We start from the raw sequence: 16,190 nt of genomic DNA on the forward strand, positions 1-16,190 counted from the left end.
ACATTCTCGACACCGCCGCCCCTCACGATCTTGAACGGGCTGCGCCATCCAATGCGTACGGTCCTGTTCGACTGAAAGGATCACCTGGCAGGTACAGCAAACGCGACCCAGCGGTCTCGGCGGCCGGGCATACTGATGTTCGTGAGGCAGCCCTGAGGAGCCATCTACCCATTGACTCCCTTGCGTTCGAGTTTCTGAACTTCCGTCAAGGAGACCGAAGCGATGACCGCATGGCGGGAAGGGCGCACCGTCTGCACACTAGGAGCCTTCCGGACATGAAACAGCCCACTGGCCAAGACGATCACACTTTTCCTCGCGGTAAGTTTCCCCTCGCCAGCTACGCCCGGCTCACCGACGGCAACCTCCATGACCTGGTCGACATCATAGAAGACGAATTCACGCGGCTGAATATGCGGATTCTGGCCGACGGTCCCCACCCCAAGCGCATCAACATGGGGCCTCCAAGCACCGTGACGTTGGCCGCATTCGGTTATGGGGTGGAGGTACAGATTCGCCCCGAGGCGTCCGACGATTTCTATGGCGTGTGCCTACCACTGAGCGGGCGCGCCTGGCTGACCGTCGAGGGCCAACGCATGGTGATGGATCATGAGACCGGCTATGTCTCCTCTCCTGGGCAGGAGCAGTCTGGACGGTTCAGCGGCGATCGAACGAGCCTCCTCACCCGCGTCTCTCGGCGGGCGGTCGATCGAGCGGTGTGCGACTATCTGGGAGACGAGCCTGCAGGTCCGATCCGTTTTGATCTGGCCCTGCCCCTGTCCCGACCTGAGGTCCGGCGGTGGAGCAGGCTCGTGCATCTGCTGGCCGAGGAAATCGACTGCGGCGCCGTCTTGAACTCGCCGCTGGCGGTCCGGCATTTCGAGCAACTTCTGATCCACGGGCTCCTATCCACTCAACCCCACAGCCTGTCCGATGCGCTGCATGGTCGCTGGCACCCGGCCTCCCCGCATGCGGTGCGCCGTGCCGTGCGGTTCTGTGAGGAGCACGCCTCCGAGCCGATTTCGGTGGCCCAGATCGCCGCCGCCGCGCGCACCAGCGTCCGCACTCTGCAAGAGCAGTTCCGCGAGCACCTGGGGAAGTCCCCGATGGCATATGTGCGGCAGATCCGGCTACACCATGCCCGCGCCGATCTGCTGGCAATCGCCCACGGCCAGTCCCTCGGCACCGTCACAGAAGTCGCCCACCGGTGGGGCTTTGCACACTTGAGCCGTTTTGCCGCCGTCTACCAGAAGGCTTACGGCGAGCAGCCTTCCCAGACCTTGCGCGAGCGGTGACACCCCTGCCCGCCTGGCCTTAGTCGACCTTGATTCGACCATTGTGCGGGGAGGAAGGGTAGGCGTAGCCGGGCTCCAGGTCGTCACTCGGTGCGGCAGGCGCGGCGGGAGAAGCTCGACACGCCCTAGCGGCAGGTCCTTATCGCTCATGGCGCTCTCCGGAATAGATATAGACCCGCACCCGGCAAGAGAATGGCACCGGTACTGCCGGACCCGCGGACGAAGTTGAGCATCGACGTCCTTATTACGCTTGCTATCAGGTCGAGCATGACGTCACTGCCGATAAACTCCAGCATTACAGACGAGCCGAACCTAATGGTGAGCTCTGCGCGTCGTCGCCGGCGAGGGTTCGAGCACCCGTACCAGTGAGCCTTTTTCAGTATGTGGTGGTTTCGCGTAGGTGGAGGGTGTGGACGGCTTTGGCGATGCGGCCGGCGCGCCATGGGCAGCAGCGCAGCTTGCGCAGGATCCGCCATGCTTTGAGTTGGGCGTTTGCGCGCTCGCCTGGCCCGCGCAGCCGCGCGTGAGCGCGGTTGGCGTCCTTCTGTGACTCGGGCTTGTCTCGCCCTTTGTACGGCGTGGCGATGTGATCGTCGGCGCCCTGGTAGGCCTTGTCGGCCGGCACGCGGTGCCGGCGCACGACGCCGGTGGCGTAGGCCAGCGTCTGGCGCGACAACGGCAGCGAAGCACGATAGAAAAGCATGCGGAGCCTCTGGTTCGGACGATGGGTTGTGAGAGATCAACCGTCCTACCAGGGGCTTCTTACATCCGGGCCTGGCCATACCGGCCGCGACCATGCTGTGATCAGCAGCCCTCACACCGCTGCTGAAAACGGCTCAGTGTGCAAGTTCAAGGGCAGTCGCCCGCAATTCTTTCCTGTGAGCTGAACTTGCCTTCCACCTTGACGAGACATGGTTGGCCCTCGGTGGCCCGCAGTATCAAGATCGCCTTGTGCTTCGGCGTCCGCGGCGCATCGGATTCCGAGTAGTCCAGGTCGCCGCTCACGCCGCTGACCCGCCCTGCGCCGCGGATGTCGGGGAGCCCGGTGATGACGCCCCCGGTTCTCAGCACGTCCGGATCCTTGGCACGCACGTTCGCCGCCGCCTGCCGGATCACCGCGAGCGCGTCGTAGGTCAGCAGCGCCCGGCCGTCGCGGTTCTCCTCGCAGGCGCTCTTGAACAGATCGTTGTAACGGATGTAAAAACTGCCTTGTTTCTGGGCCGCCGCGCAGTTGGTACCCCACAGTGCGCTGCTGGCCAGCGCCAGGTACTCCAGCCGCAGTTTCGGGTACTTGCGATTGGTCCCCGCCAGGACGAAACGGGAGACGTCATCGGTCGCCAGAATGCGCGGGTAGCGGTTCTGACATGCGAGCTTCATGCCGTTCAGGAACGGTTCGAAGTGTTCGGCGCGCCCCGCGTAGACGACGATCTCGTCCGGGCGTTCCGCAGCCTGACAGGCCCGTCTGCCCAGTTGGGCAACGCTTGCACCCGGTCCCTCATCGGCCACTCTGTAGCCCGCATGATCGCTGACCTCCACCCCGGCCGCCCGCAGCTGATCGCGCATGGCGGTGGCGATCTCGGCGCTGTAGATGTCGTCCGGGTCCGCCGAGTGGTACACACGGGCCCGTCGGGCATCCAGCTCGGCCGAGGCGTATCGAGCGGCAAGAACGGCCTGGCGCTGGTTGCCCGGACTTACTTGGTAGTAGTAGGGCGAGGCGTCGATCAGCTCGTCGGCCGTGGTCGCCGAACCCACGGACGGTAGGCGCGCACGCCCCAGTCGTCGGACCGTATCGATCGTCTGCCGTGTACTCAGCCCCAGCCCGACGACGCCGACGATCCGACGGTCCCGGCGCGCAGCCTCTGTGATCTTCTGTGCGGCGCGGTCCGCATACTCCATGTTCGCACCCGCGTTGGCCAGCAGCAGCCGGATCGGCGTCTCATCGTTCAGCGACTCCTGCTGCGCGATCGCCAGCCCGCGCAACTCCTCGCGGGTGGCCTGCACGCCCTGCTCGTTGCCCGGGGACAGCATCGTGAGGTGGACCACGGTGATGTGGTCGGGATCGCGCACCACCCGCGCGTTGCTCCTATTGATCAGATTGACGGGTTCGGCCAGCTCGCCGGAAACCCGCGGCGGATTGCCGCCGGCCAGCCCCACACACTGCTCACCGCCGTTCCCCAGATCTTCCAGGGTCATGGCATTGAGCACACCCGGCGGCCAGGGCCGCACCGACAGCGACCACCACGGCCGGCAGAACTCGTGGCTGGAAACCGGCACCGCGACAACGCCCGCGACCAGCACCGCCAGCCCCACGAACGACATCCATGGCACCCGCCGAGGCGGCCGTGTCTTCATGACCCGGTCGCGAAACCTCGGCAGCGGATTCGTGGGGATCATGAACGGCAGCAGCCAAACGCGGCCCTGCCTCGACCCGTCCCTCAGTTTCTTGCGCCACTCCATGTGGGCGCTCTCCGGGCTGCCGGGATGCGTCGCTCCCTGAACCTGCGAGGCGACCTCGGTCGCCGGGTGCGAGCCTGCGGCAACGACGAGCAGGGGATCCCTCTTGAACTCTCCGTGGCGGGGCCGCATGTTCCGCGCAGACGTGATCGCCCGGAGCAAGGCGATCGGCGCTTCTCCGTACTCGCACCCCAGCAGAAGAACCGGATAGGTGCGGCGACGCCGTCCCCGACCGAACACGCCTGCTCTGCTGTATGCCCGCCGCAGGTCCTCCAGGAGCGCATCGGCCAGCAGTGCGTCCACTTGCTCCTGCGTTGGCGCTTGGCCATCGATCCCGGCGAACCTCTTGGCCAAGGCGAACAGGCTTCCCTTGAGCGCCTGCGGGTCCCCTATCCGGCTTTCACCTCGGTGCTCGAACCACCGTTGCGGTCCGAACAGGGCGTCAGCGATGTGCAGCGCCACGCGGGGCAGCACGTACGCAGGCAGCTTGATCCACCAGGGCAGGTCGCTGATGGTAGCCAGCGGCACGCTGGCCCCCGTCCCGTCCGCTGCCCCTCCCCCCTCCTCCACGACGAGCTGGTAGTCGGAGAAGTGGGCGGCGAGCTGAGCGAAGACCTCGTCTTCCGACGGCCTTGGGCCGTCCTCCCGGCGGAGGGTCGCCAGCCAGGAGGCAAGCGCGAAATGCGGTGCCCCCCGCCCTCTGCCCAGGCGTTTCCTCTGAAAGAACTGCGCCGCCGCGGAGGCAAGCAGCCTTTCCACACCGTCCTCATCCATTGCGCCGGAGGGGGCGAGGAGCGCGCACTGGCGGGCCCCTCGTAGCCGATACGCCTGCCAGTGGCTACGCAACGCCGCCAGCAGCTTCCTCGACTCGTCCGGAGGACGGTTTGCAAGGTGAAGGTGGACGATGGGGAGCAACTTCTCGCTGGTGAGCAGCCACGGGCGCCGGTCGAGAGCGTAGAGCCACTCCAGGAACTCCGCCGCCCCATCGAAATCCAGCTCACGAACATCTATGGGCATGACACTCCACAATCTGGCGGGACTTCCGCCTTGTCGCCTTTACGCATGACGACGATTGTGGGCAGGCCGCGCAAGATCCCTCCCGGATTCGCGCAACGTTGATACCCGTTCGCGCAAATCGGTCCATCACACCGAGCGGGCGCGTCGCCGTACTATGGCCGACAACACCCCGCACGCCGTCGCCTACCTGGTCTAAGCGGCGTTCCAGAAGTTGTGTTCGTAACCGTGTGGGACATCGCTGAGCTCGCCACAGAGGTCAGGAAGCTCGTCGAAATTTCTCGTCGGCGACTCCATGAACAAGCCGGAGAATCACCTCGCGCGGACTCGGACTCACCAGACCTCCTCGACAACACGCGCCAGCGAGTCGCATCAGCCGGCCGGCCAGCCCTCGGCATGGCGTTCGCGTCGTAGGCCAATCCTGACATCCCGCCCGGGCACTCGCGTGCCGACGCGCGTCTCCGCTGGTCAAGCCGGTTCAACCTGGCGCACCCGAGATCCATTGGATGAGATAACGGGGACCTGGGGCACCTGTGGCTCACCTCGATGCTGCGCAGCATCGTCGCGACCGTCCTCCTCTGCCAGCCGAGGCCGGACTGGTGGCGTTCAGCGGGCTCTCGGCACGGTCGTGAGGCAGCGGCGCGAATCGGTCACGTCGGGTAGGGGCCCCATGCGTCTCGCCCGGAGGTGGAGGGTTTGCGGCCCAGCTTTCCTGAGCGCACCTGGACGGCGAGGCTGTCCATGACGATGCGGCCGCTCATCAGGCAGGTCGTCTCGGCCCAGTCGTACGGCGGTGAGCATTCGACGATCTCGATTCCGGCCAGGCCCGGTTCGGAGACCATCCGCACCAGGTTGAGCGCCTCACGGGGCAGCAGTCCGCCGGGCTCCGGCCAGCCGGTTCCCGGGACGAAACCGGCGTCGATCACATCGATGTCGAAGGAGAGATAGACGGCTTCGGCGCCCTTCCAAGCGATCTCCAGGGCCGTCTCGGCGACCTTTTCCACCCCGACGCGTTCCACGTCGCCCACCGTGATGATCGTGGTCCCCCGCTCCCGTCCCACCTTGACCCCCGCGCGCGGCGACTGCCAGCCGCCGATGCCGATCTGGACCAGATTGGTGGCCGGAGCATTCTTGATATTGGTGGCGTGAAACCAGGGCGTGGTGTTCATGCGCTCGTCCAGGTCGGTCTCCTGGGTGTCCACATGCCGGTCGAAGTGGATGATGCCGACATTGCCGTCAACGTGCGGCGTCAGGCCGCGGACGGTGGGGAAGCCGATCGAGTGGTCGCCGCCCAGCACGACCGGGAACACCCCCTGCGAGGCCACGTGCGACATCGCCTGGCTGATCTGATCGAAAGACTTCTCCAGGTTGCCGGGGATGGTGAACACATCGCCGATGTCGACCATGTTGAGCTGCTCGCGCAGATCCACACCGAGCTCGTAGCTGTAGGTCCCGAACAGGCCGGTGCAGCGCCGGATACCGCGCGGGCCGAACCGGGTGCCCGGCCGGTAGGTCGCGCCGGCGTCCAGCGGCACACCGAACACCGCCACCTCCGCGTCTCCCACATCGTGGACGTCCTCCACGAAGGGGCACTTCAGGAAGGTGCCGGTCTCACCGGCGAAGTGCGGAATCTCGCCCCGGGCGAACGTCGAGATGGTCCGGTCCTTGACCGTCGGAGCCGCCTCCAACCCGTGGGCCAGGCACCGGTCGATCTCCTGTTCATGCCTGCGCGTGGGCAGTTCCGCCTCGGCCCGCTGGGCCCAGGCCCCCTCCCGCTCCGTACTGTCGGCCACCCACGCCTCCTCCGCTACGTCGGAAGGGGGGCATCGAAGGCATTACCCATGGGGCCGCCGAACGCTCGGAGAGCGGAGTAAAAGTCCAGGAACGACGCCGTCGCGGTCGGCCATGTCCAGGTAGCGGGACGGCCGCGTCAACGTTGGTCGGCATTGCCGCGCCGCGGGAACGCCCTCGGAGGCCGAGCGGCGCGACCTGACCAGCCTTCGGACCCGCCGCAGTGCGCCGCACACGCTCAGCGGCGCTTGAACAAGCCCGGACCGAGGACTTCCCCCCGCCGACGTCAGCGCGTCATCATGTGGTTGCGGAATTACGCCGCGCCCAGGCAGAGGAAAGGGTAACGCAGTGGGGCAGGGCTGGAGGGAGGTCGAGATCATCGTGCAGCCACAGACATCGGGTCGCCAGGAACTCATCATCGAGACCGGCCCCCAAGCGACTGTATGCACCCTGACGAATCGCAGTGACCGGGTCGCATCAGGATGGGCTGAGCCCTATCTCGTCGTGTACATCACGCCCAACACGCGTGCTGAGATCGACGGGTTGAAGGCCGGCACCTACGACTTCTCATGCGAAACCGGGTTTGGTTGGGATCGCGACTCCCTGGCCTTTCGCGAAACATGTACCTCACAACGATCACTACGCCCACTGCGGCTCTTTGGTGGACCGGTCGTCATCACGGCCTACGCGGTCAATGGCGGAAACCTGCCCCTGGCGGATCTGTAACCGTATCGGAGGTCTCATCCTGGCCCGGCGGCGACCGAACAAGTGAGGTCATGCCGGGGCGGGGGCCCGCAGGGCGATGGTGGCGATGTCGTCGGTGCCGGTGCTGGGGAGGTCGTCGAGGAGGGCGTCGCAGAAGCGGTCCAGGGGGTGGTGTGCGAGTGTGGCGGCGTGTTGGCGGAGCCGGTCCAGGCTGGTGTCGAGGTGTTCGCCGGGCCGTTCGATCAGACCGTCGGTGTACAGCAGCAGCGTGGAACCGGGTGGTAGCGGTTCGGTCGCACTGTGAAAGGGCCGGGTGCACGGAAGGCCCAGCAGCGGGTTGGCGGCGCCGTCCAGGTAACGGCCGCCGCCGTCGGCGGTGACCAGCAGCGGCGGCGGGTGCCCGGCCACGGCGTAGTGCAAGTGCCGGCGGCCGGGTTCGGGCTCCTGGACGCGGGCCAGAATGCAGGTCGCGGTGGCGTCGGGGGCCACCGTTTCCATGGCGGTGTTGAGCCGGCGCAGGATGTCGCCGGGTGGGGCGACGCTGTCGGCGATCAGGGCCCGCAGCATGTTGCGCAGCTGGCTCATCATGACCGCCGCGGCCAGGTCGTGACCGGCCACGTCGCCGATGGCCAGCACGAGGGCGCCGTCGGGCAGGACGAAGGAGTCGTACCAGTCGCCGCCGACCTCGGCGGCCACCGGGCTGGGCCGGTACCGGGCAACGATCTTCACCTCGGGCAGGACGGGCGGGTCGGCGAGCAGGCTGTGCTGCAGGGCTTGGGCCACGCGCTGGGCGCGGTGGAAGTGGACGGCGCTGTTCAGCGCGTCGTGGGTGTGGTCGAAGATCTGCCGCATCAGGGCGATGTCGCCGGGGCCCATCGGGGCGCGGTCTGCGCATCGGGCGGCGGTGACCGCCGCCGCCACGGCACCGTCGACGACGACCGGCATCAGCACGACGCTGTTGGCTCGGGCCTTGGTGAGCCAGGCGGTGGTGCTGGTGGGGAGAAGGCCGCCCGGCGGCCGGCCCGGCGCGAAGGTGCGGTGCAGCGGTCGCCGCCGCTCCAGCGTGCGGGCGAACCCGCTGTCGGGAGCGAACCGCTCCTGGCCGGCCGGTGGCTGCCGGGGCAGGCCGCCGCGCGCGGCGGTGGCGACCCGGTAGGCGATCACGGGGGCGCCGAAGGGCCGGTCGCTGAACTCGGGCACCAGGTGCACGCCGCAGCCGTCGGCGACCGCCGGAACCAGCACGTCGGCCAGCGCGCCGAGCATCTCCTCCAGGCCGGTCTGCTCGGTGGCCGCCGCGGCGGCGCGGTCCAGCAGTTCCCGGCGCCGCTGCTCCTGCCACTGCTGCTCGATGTCGGTGCAGGTTCCGACCCACTCCACCACGACGCCGTCCTGGTACACCGGCGCGGACCGGATCTCCAGATGCCGGTACTCACCATCGCGGGTCCGCACCCGGTATATGTGCTGCAACGGCCGGACCAGCCGGCGCGCCTGGTCCCACACCCAGGCCGTCGGCTCGAGGTCGTCGGGGTGCAGCGCCTGCTTCCAGCCCTCGCCGCGGTACTCCTCCCAGCGCTGCCCGGTGAACCGCTCCCAGCCCGGGCTCGGCTCGACCACCCCACCCGCCAGATCGGTCACCCACACCGTCTGCGCGGTCGCCCAGACCAGGCTCTCGAACCGGCGCCGGGCCCGCTTCTCCTCCTCGGCAGCCCGGCCCGCCCGCCGGACCGCGGCGACCTGCTCGGTGACGTCCACCGCGACCACCAGCACCCCGGGCCGCTCATGGGCGAACTGCGACAGGCCGAAGGAAAAGCACCGCTCCTCAGCGTCGTCGGCCGAGGCCATCTTCACCGGTGCCTCAACGAGGCTGACCGACTCCCCGGTGGCCAGCACCCGGTCGAACAGTTCACCGTATTCGCGCTGCACCCGCTCGCTGAAGGCGTCCCCGATCGGCTCCCCGAGGCGATGATCCCCGACGTAGGCCCGGTATGCGCGGTTGGCGTACACCAGCCGATGCTCGGGCCCGACCGTCAACGCGACCGCGACCGGCGCCAGATCGAACGCCTCCAGCGCCAGCCACCCCATCCCCCGCCCACCGGCATCGCCCATCCCGCGCCCCCTGTCATCGGCGTCGTGTGCACCAGAAGCCGACCCGGCCTCACCTCCCAGGGCAGCCGGACGGTGAACGCCGCCGGGACGCGCCGGCAGCGCTCCCCGTCCGACACGTCGCGGCGGTAACGGCCGCACAGATGCCGTGGTGTTCTACGACCACCGGGCCGCGCAAGGCCGCCGGCGATGTGCCCGCTGGCCTCGTTCCCTGAACGGGTGCCGGCAGACCGGCCCACAGCCACGGCGATTCCACCAGTGGCAGGCCCGCGGACACCTCTCTTGCGCACTGTGAACCGGCATCCCCCATTCGCGATATCCGCCAGGCCTTCTCCCACGGCACCTGACACCGGGGCGTTCGTCAACAAAATGGCCGCAAACCGGCGACCACGATGACTTCACGTGGCCCGCAGTGTCGGCACTACTGGGCGTGGTCCTCGACCTCGCCCTGGAGTTCATCCCCGGCGGCCCCAGCGGCTGGTCGGCGCCGGCGGCCGGGGCGCGGATCAGGGCTGGTCGATGCGCCGTTGGAGTTGGGTGTTGATGCGCTCGGCTTCGGCGAGTTGGTCTTGCAGGATGATGATGCGGCAGGCCGCTTCCAGGGCGGTGCCCTCGTCGACCATGTCGCGGGCGCGTTGGGCCAGGCGCAGCTGGTAGCGCGAGTAGCGGCGGTGGCCGCCGGCCGAGCGTTGCGGGACGAACAGCTTGGCGGCGTCCAGGCCGCGCAGGAACCCCGGGGTGACCCCGAGCATCTCGGCGGCGCGGCCCATGCTGTAGGCCGGGTAGTCCTCGTCGTCGAGTTTGTCGTCCAGGGTGTCGTCGGGCTGGTCGTGGACCGGGACCGGTGGCGCGAGGTGCGGGTCGCGGGGTTGCGGGTCGGTGCCGGCGCGGGCCGGCTGGGGTGCTTTCACAGAACCTTCCGTACTGCCGTGTGCGTACTTGCCACGCACGTCCTGGCAGGAGGGAACGACAACGGGGCCCCGGCGCCGAGGGCGGCGCCGGGGCCATGAGGTACAACACCATCTATCCGGCACTGAGGCCGGTCCTGGTCCGCGCCGGCCGCCAGCGGCGGGGGCGCGGGGATCGCGGATGCGTGACCGTAGACCACCGTCCAATCTGTGGAGCTGCGGTACCCGCGCGGCGTGACTGGAGCCCGCGACGGGCGATCCCGATGGCGCTGAGAACCCCCTTCCTTATCTTTCCTACCTGCGTTCTTTCCTTCACCTGCGATTGCGTTGGTGCTGCCGGCGGCCCGTTGGCCGCCGGGCGCTCGGCCGGCTGCCGGAGTCCCTTGCCTTGCGTTGACCCCGGCACGCCCGGCCTGCACCATCCACTTCACCGGGCAGTTCGTTCTCTGCCGCGTCTGATGGACTTGTTCTTCGTCGATGACAGGAACACTACCCCACGTCTCCGCAAATATCTACCTCGGCCAGCACAGGTTTTCGGTGATCGCCTCAGGCGGTTCTCTTCCCAGCGGGGCCCAGAGGCACGTCAGGGCCCCGGCGGCCCAGGCGCGGCGGCCCGTACGGTGCAGCGTTTCAGCAGGTGAGATGGGTGATCGGCGATGGCCTGATCGATCTCCCCCTCGACGTGCAGCACCGACACACGGTCGTCCGTGTGTTGATCCGGCGAGGGACAACATCCGCCTGTTGCGCTGGGTCATGGGAGGGCAGCCGGCCGGTGGCGGCTTCGGCGCGGGTGAAGATGTAGCGGTCCAAGAAGTTCATGAACTCGTAGGCGATCGGTGAGAGCCGGGCGCTCATGTCGTCGGTGAACCCGTCGGCGCGGATCTGTTTGACGGCGGCGTCCAGGTAGAGGGTGTTCCACCACACGAATCGTCGAGCGCGAGGCCGAGGGCCCGATCTGGACTTCACCGAATGATCGTGAAGGCTTCTTTCGACCTGTGATCCGCTGCCGGACCCCGAACGCGGACTCCTACTCGGTGATGCCGGCGTAGGCGATGACTTTCGTGGGGCGCAGCCGGACGACGACCTCGCCGGGCACCCCGTTGCGCTTGCCGAGCTCCTCGGCCTGGTCGGGGCCCGCGTACCGGGCGCCGGCCCGGGTGGCGACATCGAGCAGCTCGTCCAGCTCCTCGCTCAAGGTCACCTCGCCGCGGGCCTCGACGTAGGCGAAGGGCGGGGCGTCGTCGTCGACGCACAGCGCCGCGCGGGGATTACGGCGCAGGTTGCGCGCCTTCGCGGCTTCGCCGTTGGTGGTGAACGCGAAAGCTTCGCCGTCGAAGACATACCAGACGGGAGTGATGTGAGGCGTGCCGTCGGGCCCGACCGTGGAGAACTTCCCCGTGCGCGCCCCGCGCGTGACGAAGTCGTGCCACTCCTGTGTCGACATGGTGTGCATATGAGTCCCTTTCCAGTACGTGCCGGGGCCGGTATCGCGGCGCGGGTCAGTGGGCGTTCACCTCGGCCCGGGGCGGTGGCGGGCAGGCACCGACGCCGCGACCAGTTCGTAGGAGTCGGCGACCAGGTCCTTGACCAGCGTGGGGGTGATCTCCTGGCCCGCGGCCAGGGAGATCCAGTGCCTCTTGTTCAGGTACCGGCCCACCGTGATCGATGCGTGCCGTTGCCGCAGCGACCGCGCGTGCTCGGGCTCGGCCTTCACGGTGATGATCTGCTCGCGCGGATCGTCGGTGACGATGAGGAAGACCTTCCCCGCCACCTTGTAGACGTCCAGCTTGTCGGTGAACGGCCGTCCATGGCTGACGCCGGGGAACTCGCCGGCCGTGCTGCGGGCCAGGCGCTGAAGCCGGTCACCGGTGAGGGCCATGGCCGCCTCACCCGGTGCCGAACCCCGCCGGGTCGACCGGCCGGCGCGACTTGGGCAGATTGCCGACCACCAGCCGGTAGGACTCGGTGACCAGGTCCTTCACCAGCATCTTGTCGATCGAGTCGCCGGGAGCAAGCGTGATCCAGTGCCGCTTGTTCATGTGATAGCCCGGGGTGATGTCCGCGTACGCCTCGCACAAGGTCCGGGCGTCGTCCGGACGCGCCTTCAAGATCACCACCGGCCGGCCGGGTACCTCGGTCAGCAGCATGAACCATTTGTCGACGACCTTGGCGGCTTCCCATCCGGGCTCGAAGGAGTACAGCGTGGTCGCCGGCAACTCCTCGGCCCGCTTCTGCGCCGTGCCCTGCAGAGTCTTCCCGTTCACCGCGCCAGCCTCCTCGGCGGTCTGAGTGCCGGCGCACGAGCGAGCCGGCCCATCACAACTCCCCCGCCCCGTCCATCGTCCCGGTTCCATCGCCTGGCGTTGCCGGAGCCCGTTCCGTGCACTTGGGCCCCGTACCCGCCTGATTGATACATCTGCACGGGAAGCGGTCATCCGGATGCAAAGGAACTACAAGCGCTCTGGTCAGCAGCGGCCGCTGACACCCGCACGCCCAGGGGTGTCACTGAGGAATCAGCCATCCGGTCTTCTTCAAGCACCTTGACGCGATATCGCGGCCTCGAGTGCAGGGCCGATTGTCGCGGGCCATCCCGGCCCTTCCGTCTCCGTTGAGCGCGAGAGCGGTGCTGAGCTCCAGTCACATGATCACAGGAACAGCCCTGGTGTCGACCTCGGGGACGCACGAGGCCGTCCGGTGAGGCGACTGCGGGTGGCCGGCCAGGTGACTTCGACGAGGAGCGCATGGTGAGCGAGAACGCGGTCAGTGACGGCGCCGCCAAGCTGGCAGTGCTCATCGACGCCATTGACCTGCTGTACACAGGCCGCCCTCCAATAGGAGCCCACCCGAAGCGGGCGAAGCAGATTCTCCTCGTCAACACCGTGGCCCCATCCCTTCGCGGAGGCAATCCACGATGCGGATCGCATGAACTACTGGCCGGATCCTTCACATGAGTCCGTACCGCACTGGCGCGAGGCTCGGAACGAGATTGAGCACATTGCACAGCAGAGGTACTGGTCAAGTCTTGTCGTTCTCCGTTCGGCGTGACATCGTCGGATGCGTCTAGAACGGACCTCTAGGTCCGCTAGATGGACCTGTTTGCTGGGCAAGGAGAGGCCATCATGACCACGCTTCGTCGCCGCGCCGTCCTCCGCGGCGCCGCCGCCACCGCGCTCGGCGCCGTCGTGGGCCAGGCCGCGATCGAGACGCCGGCCTCGGCGGCCTCCGCTGCGACCCCGTGGAGGCTCGGAACGGCCAAGCCCCTGGACGGGCGGCCGGCTCCTGGCTACGACTACAGCCGCGCCAACAAGCTGGCCCGCGAGATGACCGGCTACTGGGAGAAGACCTTCAATGTGGGCGGCGTGAGGCGCACCGCCAAGGCCTACATCTCTGCCGAGACCCCGATCCGCTCCTACTACACGGTGCTGGCCGTCCCTGACGACGTGGACACCGGCGAGTTCCTGCATCAGACCGGGTGGCGGGACATCGCCGATCAACGCGGCGAGGGCCTGTTCATCCTGGAGCCGGGCGTGGAGGGCTGGGGTGCCGCGGCCGCCGAGCGGGCGTACGTGGACGCCGCGATGGCCTTCTACCAGGCCAACATCTACTTCTCGATCTTCGGCCTGCACTACCTGGTGGGGTACGGGACCGGGGCTCCGGCTCTGGAGGCGTGGGCGGCGGCCTTCCCGCTTCGGGTCATCGGCCAGGTGTACCTGGACTCCCCCGGCCTCCCCGCCGACTATCTCCGCGGCATCGGGCCCCGGGAGTTCGACGGCACCACCGAAGGCGGCTACATCGACGTGGTCCTGCCTGAAGGCTTCGACCTGATCCGGTACGACGAGGTGGTGCTGCCGACCTGGTATCTCGGCCCCGAACAGGGCGCCTCCTCCAGCCTGGCCTACTGGCGTCACGCCAACGACACCGACCACGCCGGCGTTCGTGACCGGCTCCTCGGCACGGTGTACCGGCAGCGCCGGCACTCACGGCGCTGGATGACGTCGTTCTCGGGCCCGATCTCCCAGGTGGCGGTGCGGGACCGGCCGGTCGACCACAGAAGCCGGCGTACCACCCGGGAGGTGCTGAGCTTCCTGACCTCCTACTCGCGGTACGAGAGCTCCTTCGCCTACGGCAACCAGCTCGTGCGGCGCGCCGACTACGACCGCCTCGGCGTCGAGATCAGGACGATGACCGTCGAGGGCCGGCTCCGCGAGTTCATCGTCTACGTGCCGGAGTCCGCACGCCGCATCTGGGGCCGCCGGGCACCGGTGGTGTTCGTGTGGCCGGGAAACACCCAGACCGACAAGGTGTTCTTCGACTCCGCCCAGTGGTGGCAGGTCGCCCGGAGGGAAGGCTGCATCCTGGCGGTGATCTGCGAGCAGTACAGCGCCTCTGCGATCTCGGTGAGCCACACGGACTCCGACGCGTTCTTCCACCGGTTGCGCGACCTCCTGACCAGGGAGTACGACGTCGACCCCACGCGGTTCTACTCCACCGGGCAGTCCGCCGGCAGCCGGGTCACCCAGTTCTTCGCGGCCGCCAGGCCGCACTACTTCGCCGCCGTCGCCTCGACCTCGTTCGCCCCCGCCCCCGACAACTCGGGGACCATCACCTTCGAGGGGGTCACCTACCAGGCGGCGCGGCAGCCGATCCCGGCCTACCTGGCGTACGGCTACGGCGACCTGGCCTTCCTCCAGGGAGACCTCTGGGACGACATCGAGAACGACATCGACGCCTGGACCGCCTACCACCTCGAGGTCAACGGGCGCACACTGGGAGACGTCGACCGGCGCCAGGGCCGGCCCAGCGGCTGGTACGACCGCTTCCGGACCTGGACCTGGCGGGATCGCGCGTCCTCGGCGCCGTTGGTCAAGGTGACCAGGAACCTTTACCGGTCACACAACAACATCCCCGAGGAGACGCCCATGCTCTGGGAGTTCATGCGCCATTACCGCCACGAAGTAGATGAGTCCGGCCGCGTCACGCGGTATTACAGCCCGTCCGGATTCCGCCGGCGCGGTGACGAAACAATGATCCCCTCATAATCGGCGGGTCTGCATTCAAGTCTCTGACGGAGCACCTCGACGTCGACAGGGCCGAACTCGGTGAGCACGGTCGTGTCCCGTTTCCCGATGCCATTGCCGCAACGCCCTCAGGAGCGGCCGACGCTTACCGGCGGCAGGGACCCGTCAAGGCGCGCGGGCCAGGTGCTGTCAGGGGTGGGCGCAGCGTTCCTCGCGGGCCCGGCTCAGCTCTTCCAGCACCAAGGTGGCGCCGATCCCGAACAGCCAGGAGTCCTTGGCCAATGGGATGCCCTGCTGGGTCGGCCGCAGCCCCTCACGCATGCCGGGAAGCCGCAGGTAGAGGCCGGTCAGCCCGCCCGCGAACGCAGTGAGCGCCGCGCCGGCCAGCAGCGTCGGCACCAGCGGGATGACCAGGGCGGTACCGAGCGCGACCTCGGCCGTGCCGAGGTTGCGGGTGAACTTGCCCTTGTCCTGCGACTCCAGGAACGGGTAGGCGGTCTTGGCGGTGCCGTGGATGTAGTCGGCCGTCCCCTCGTCGCCCTTGAGCTTCGACAGGCCTGAGTTCATGATGAACGCGCCCACGATCAGCCGGACGGGCATTTGGTGCGGGCGAGCAAGAAGACGCATCGTTCCCCATAGCGATCGGGAGATTCAGGGCACGGGGATCATTCCCGCCCGCCGCCAGCTACACCTGAAGCCCCGGTCAAGTCCTGGCATCGGCCCGGATCGAGGGTGAGTGGCGGCGACTGGGCGGCTACGGACCGGTGCGGCGCGGTACCAGCCACGGCACGCACGGCCGCAGCCTGGCGATGGCATTCCTCCGCCGGCATCTCGCCGACTTCCTTGCCGGGAAGGACTGCACGCCGTTGGGACCTCACGCTAGCGCGGCCCGAGCCGCGGGGTCC

At 68.0% G+C, this 16,190-nt stretch carries 13 protein-coding genes; 3 read left to right on the plus strand and 10 right to left on the minus strand.

What is annotated here, in order from left to right:
- Nucleotides 1-275 precede the first annotated feature (275 nt).
- The gene (locus ACH34Q_RS05910; protein WP_395981720.1) at nt 276-1,292 is read left to right on the plus strand and encodes an AraC family transcriptional regulator; all 1,017 of its coding nucleotides are present in this window, start codon (nt 276-278) and stop codon (nt 1,290-1,292) included.
- 376 nt (nt 1,293-1,668) lie between these two features.
- Here ACH34Q_RS05910 and ACH34Q_RS05915 read toward each other — a convergent pair whose 3' ends face one another.
- The 3 genes from ACH34Q_RS05915 to ACH34Q_RS05925 all read right to left on the minus strand — a co-directional run bounded on the left by ACH34Q_RS05915 (nt 1,669) and on the right by ACH34Q_RS05925 (nt 6,553).
- A complete protein-coding gene (locus ACH34Q_RS05915; protein ID WP_395981721.1) occupies nt 1,669-1,995 on the minus strand; it encodes a transposase family protein in 327 nt (108 codons plus the stop codon).
- 146 nt (nt 1,996-2,141) lie between these two features.
- The gene (locus ACH34Q_RS05920; protein WP_395981722.1) at nt 2,142-4,763 is read right to left on the minus strand and encodes an ABC transporter substrate-binding protein; all 2,622 of its coding nucleotides are present in this window, start codon (nt 4,761-4,763) and stop codon (nt 2,142-2,144) included.
- A 647-nt stretch (nt 4,764-5,410) separates the two neighbouring features.
- Entirely contained in the window at nt 5,411-6,553 is a 1,143-nt protein-coding gene (locus tag ACH34Q_RS05925) for an agmatinase family protein (protein WP_395981723.1), read from the minus strand.
- Nucleotides 6,554-6,899: 346 nt separating this feature from the next.
- Between ACH34Q_RS05925 and ACH34Q_RS05930 the strand changes: the two genes are divergently transcribed.
- Nucleotides 6,900-7,277 (plus strand): hypothetical protein, encoded by a 378-nt coding sequence (locus ACH34Q_RS05930; protein ID WP_395981724.1) that lies wholly within the window; start codon nt 6,900-6,902, stop codon nt 7,275-7,277.
- Between the two features lie 48 nt (nt 7,278-7,325).
- On the opposite strand, the gene ACH34Q_RS05935 is transcribed toward ACH34Q_RS05930, so the two are convergent.
- The 6 genes from ACH34Q_RS05935 to ACH34Q_RS05960 all read right to left on the minus strand — a co-directional run bounded on the left by ACH34Q_RS05935 (nt 7,326) and on the right by ACH34Q_RS05960 (nt 12,531).
- Nucleotides 7,326-9,362, minus strand: coding sequence for a SpoIIE family protein phosphatase (locus ACH34Q_RS05935; RefSeq protein ID WP_395981725.1), 2,037 nt, complete (start codon nt 9,360-9,362; stop codon nt 7,326-7,328).
- A 503-nt stretch (nt 9,363-9,865) separates the two neighbouring features.
- Nucleotides 9,866-10,171: a MerR family transcriptional regulator gene (locus ACH34Q_RS05940; protein WP_395982067.1), complete on the minus strand. Its 306-nt coding sequence runs from the start codon at nt 10,169-10,171 to the stop codon at nt 9,866-9,868.
- A 726-nt stretch (nt 10,172-10,897) separates the two neighbouring features.
- Nucleotides 10,898-11,191 (minus strand): hypothetical protein, encoded by a 294-nt coding sequence (locus tag ACH34Q_RS05945; RefSeq protein ID WP_395981726.1) that lies wholly within the window; start codon nt 11,189-11,191, stop codon nt 10,898-10,900.
- A 103-nt stretch (nt 11,192-11,294) separates the two neighbouring features.
- Nucleotides 11,295-11,711 carry a PPOX class F420-dependent oxidoreductase gene (locus ACH34Q_RS05950; protein WP_395981727.1) on the minus strand — a complete coding sequence of 139 codons (417 nt, stop codon included), beginning with the start codon at nt 11,709-11,711 and terminating at the stop codon, nt 11,295-11,297.
- Nucleotides 11,712-11,777: 66 nt separating this feature from the next.
- Entirely contained in the window at nt 11,778-12,146 is a 369-nt protein-coding gene (locus ACH34Q_RS05955; RefSeq protein ID WP_395981728.1) for an MmcQ/YjbR family DNA-binding protein, read from the minus strand.
- A 7-nt stretch (nt 12,147-12,153) separates the two neighbouring features.
- Entirely contained in the window at nt 12,154-12,531 is a 378-nt protein-coding gene (locus ACH34Q_RS05960) for an MmcQ/YjbR family DNA-binding protein (RefSeq protein WP_395981729.1), read from the minus strand.
- 855 nt (nt 12,532-13,386) lie between these two features.
- On the opposite strand from ACH34Q_RS05960, the gene ACH34Q_RS05965 reads away from it, so the two are divergent.
- Nucleotides 13,387-15,306 carry a hypothetical protein gene (locus ACH34Q_RS05965; protein ID WP_395981730.1) on the plus strand — a complete coding sequence of 640 codons (1,920 nt, stop codon included), beginning with the start codon at nt 13,387-13,389 and terminating at the stop codon, nt 15,304-15,306.
- Between the two features lie 168 nt (nt 15,307-15,474).
- Here ACH34Q_RS05965 and ACH34Q_RS05970 read toward each other — a convergent pair whose 3' ends face one another.
- Nucleotides 15,475-15,912 carry a hypothetical protein gene (locus ACH34Q_RS05970; protein WP_395981731.1) on the minus strand — a complete coding sequence of 146 codons (438 nt, stop codon included), beginning with the start codon at nt 15,910-15,912 and terminating at the stop codon, nt 15,475-15,477.
- Nucleotides 15,913-16,190 lie beyond the last annotated feature (278 nt).

This window comes from Actinomadura sp. 9N407, from assembly GCF_044326315.1.
Taxonomy (GTDB): domain Bacteria; phylum Actinomycetota; class Actinomycetes; order Streptosporangiales; family Streptosporangiaceae; genus Spirillospora.

Bases quoted from the DNA above. Each gene is read 5' to 3' on its own strand.
- ACH34Q_RS05955 (WP_395981728.1), bottom strand. From the start codon at position 12,146: ATGGCCCTCACCGGTGACCGGCTTCAGCGCCTGGCCCGCAGCACGGCC.
- ACH34Q_RS05950 (WP_395981727.1), bottom strand. From the start codon at position 11,711: ATGTCGACACAGGAGTGGCACGACTTCGTCACGCGCGGGGCGCGCACG.
- ACH34Q_RS05910 (WP_395981720.1), top strand. From the start codon at position 276: ATGAAACAGCCCACTGGCCAAGACGATCACACTTTTCCTCGCGGTAAG.
- ACH34Q_RS05970 (WP_395981731.1), bottom strand. From the start codon at position 15,912: ATGCGTCTTCTTGCTCGCCCGCACCAAATGCCCGTCCGGCTGATCGTG.
- ACH34Q_RS05965 (WP_395981730.1), top strand. From the start codon at position 13,387: ATGACCACGCTTCGTCGCCGCGCCGTCCTCCGCGGCGCCGCCGCCACC.
- ACH34Q_RS05920 (WP_395981722.1), bottom strand. From the start codon at position 4,763: ATGCCCATAGATGTTCGTGAGCTGGATTTCGATGGGGCGGCGGAGTTC.
- ACH34Q_RS05935 (WP_395981725.1), bottom strand. From the start codon at position 9,362: ATGGGCGATGCCGGTGGGCGGGGGATGGGGTGGCTGGCGCTGGAGGCG.
- ACH34Q_RS05915 (WP_395981721.1), bottom strand. From the start codon at position 1,995: ATGCTTTTCTATCGTGCTTCGCTGCCGTTGTCGCGCCAGACGCTGGCC.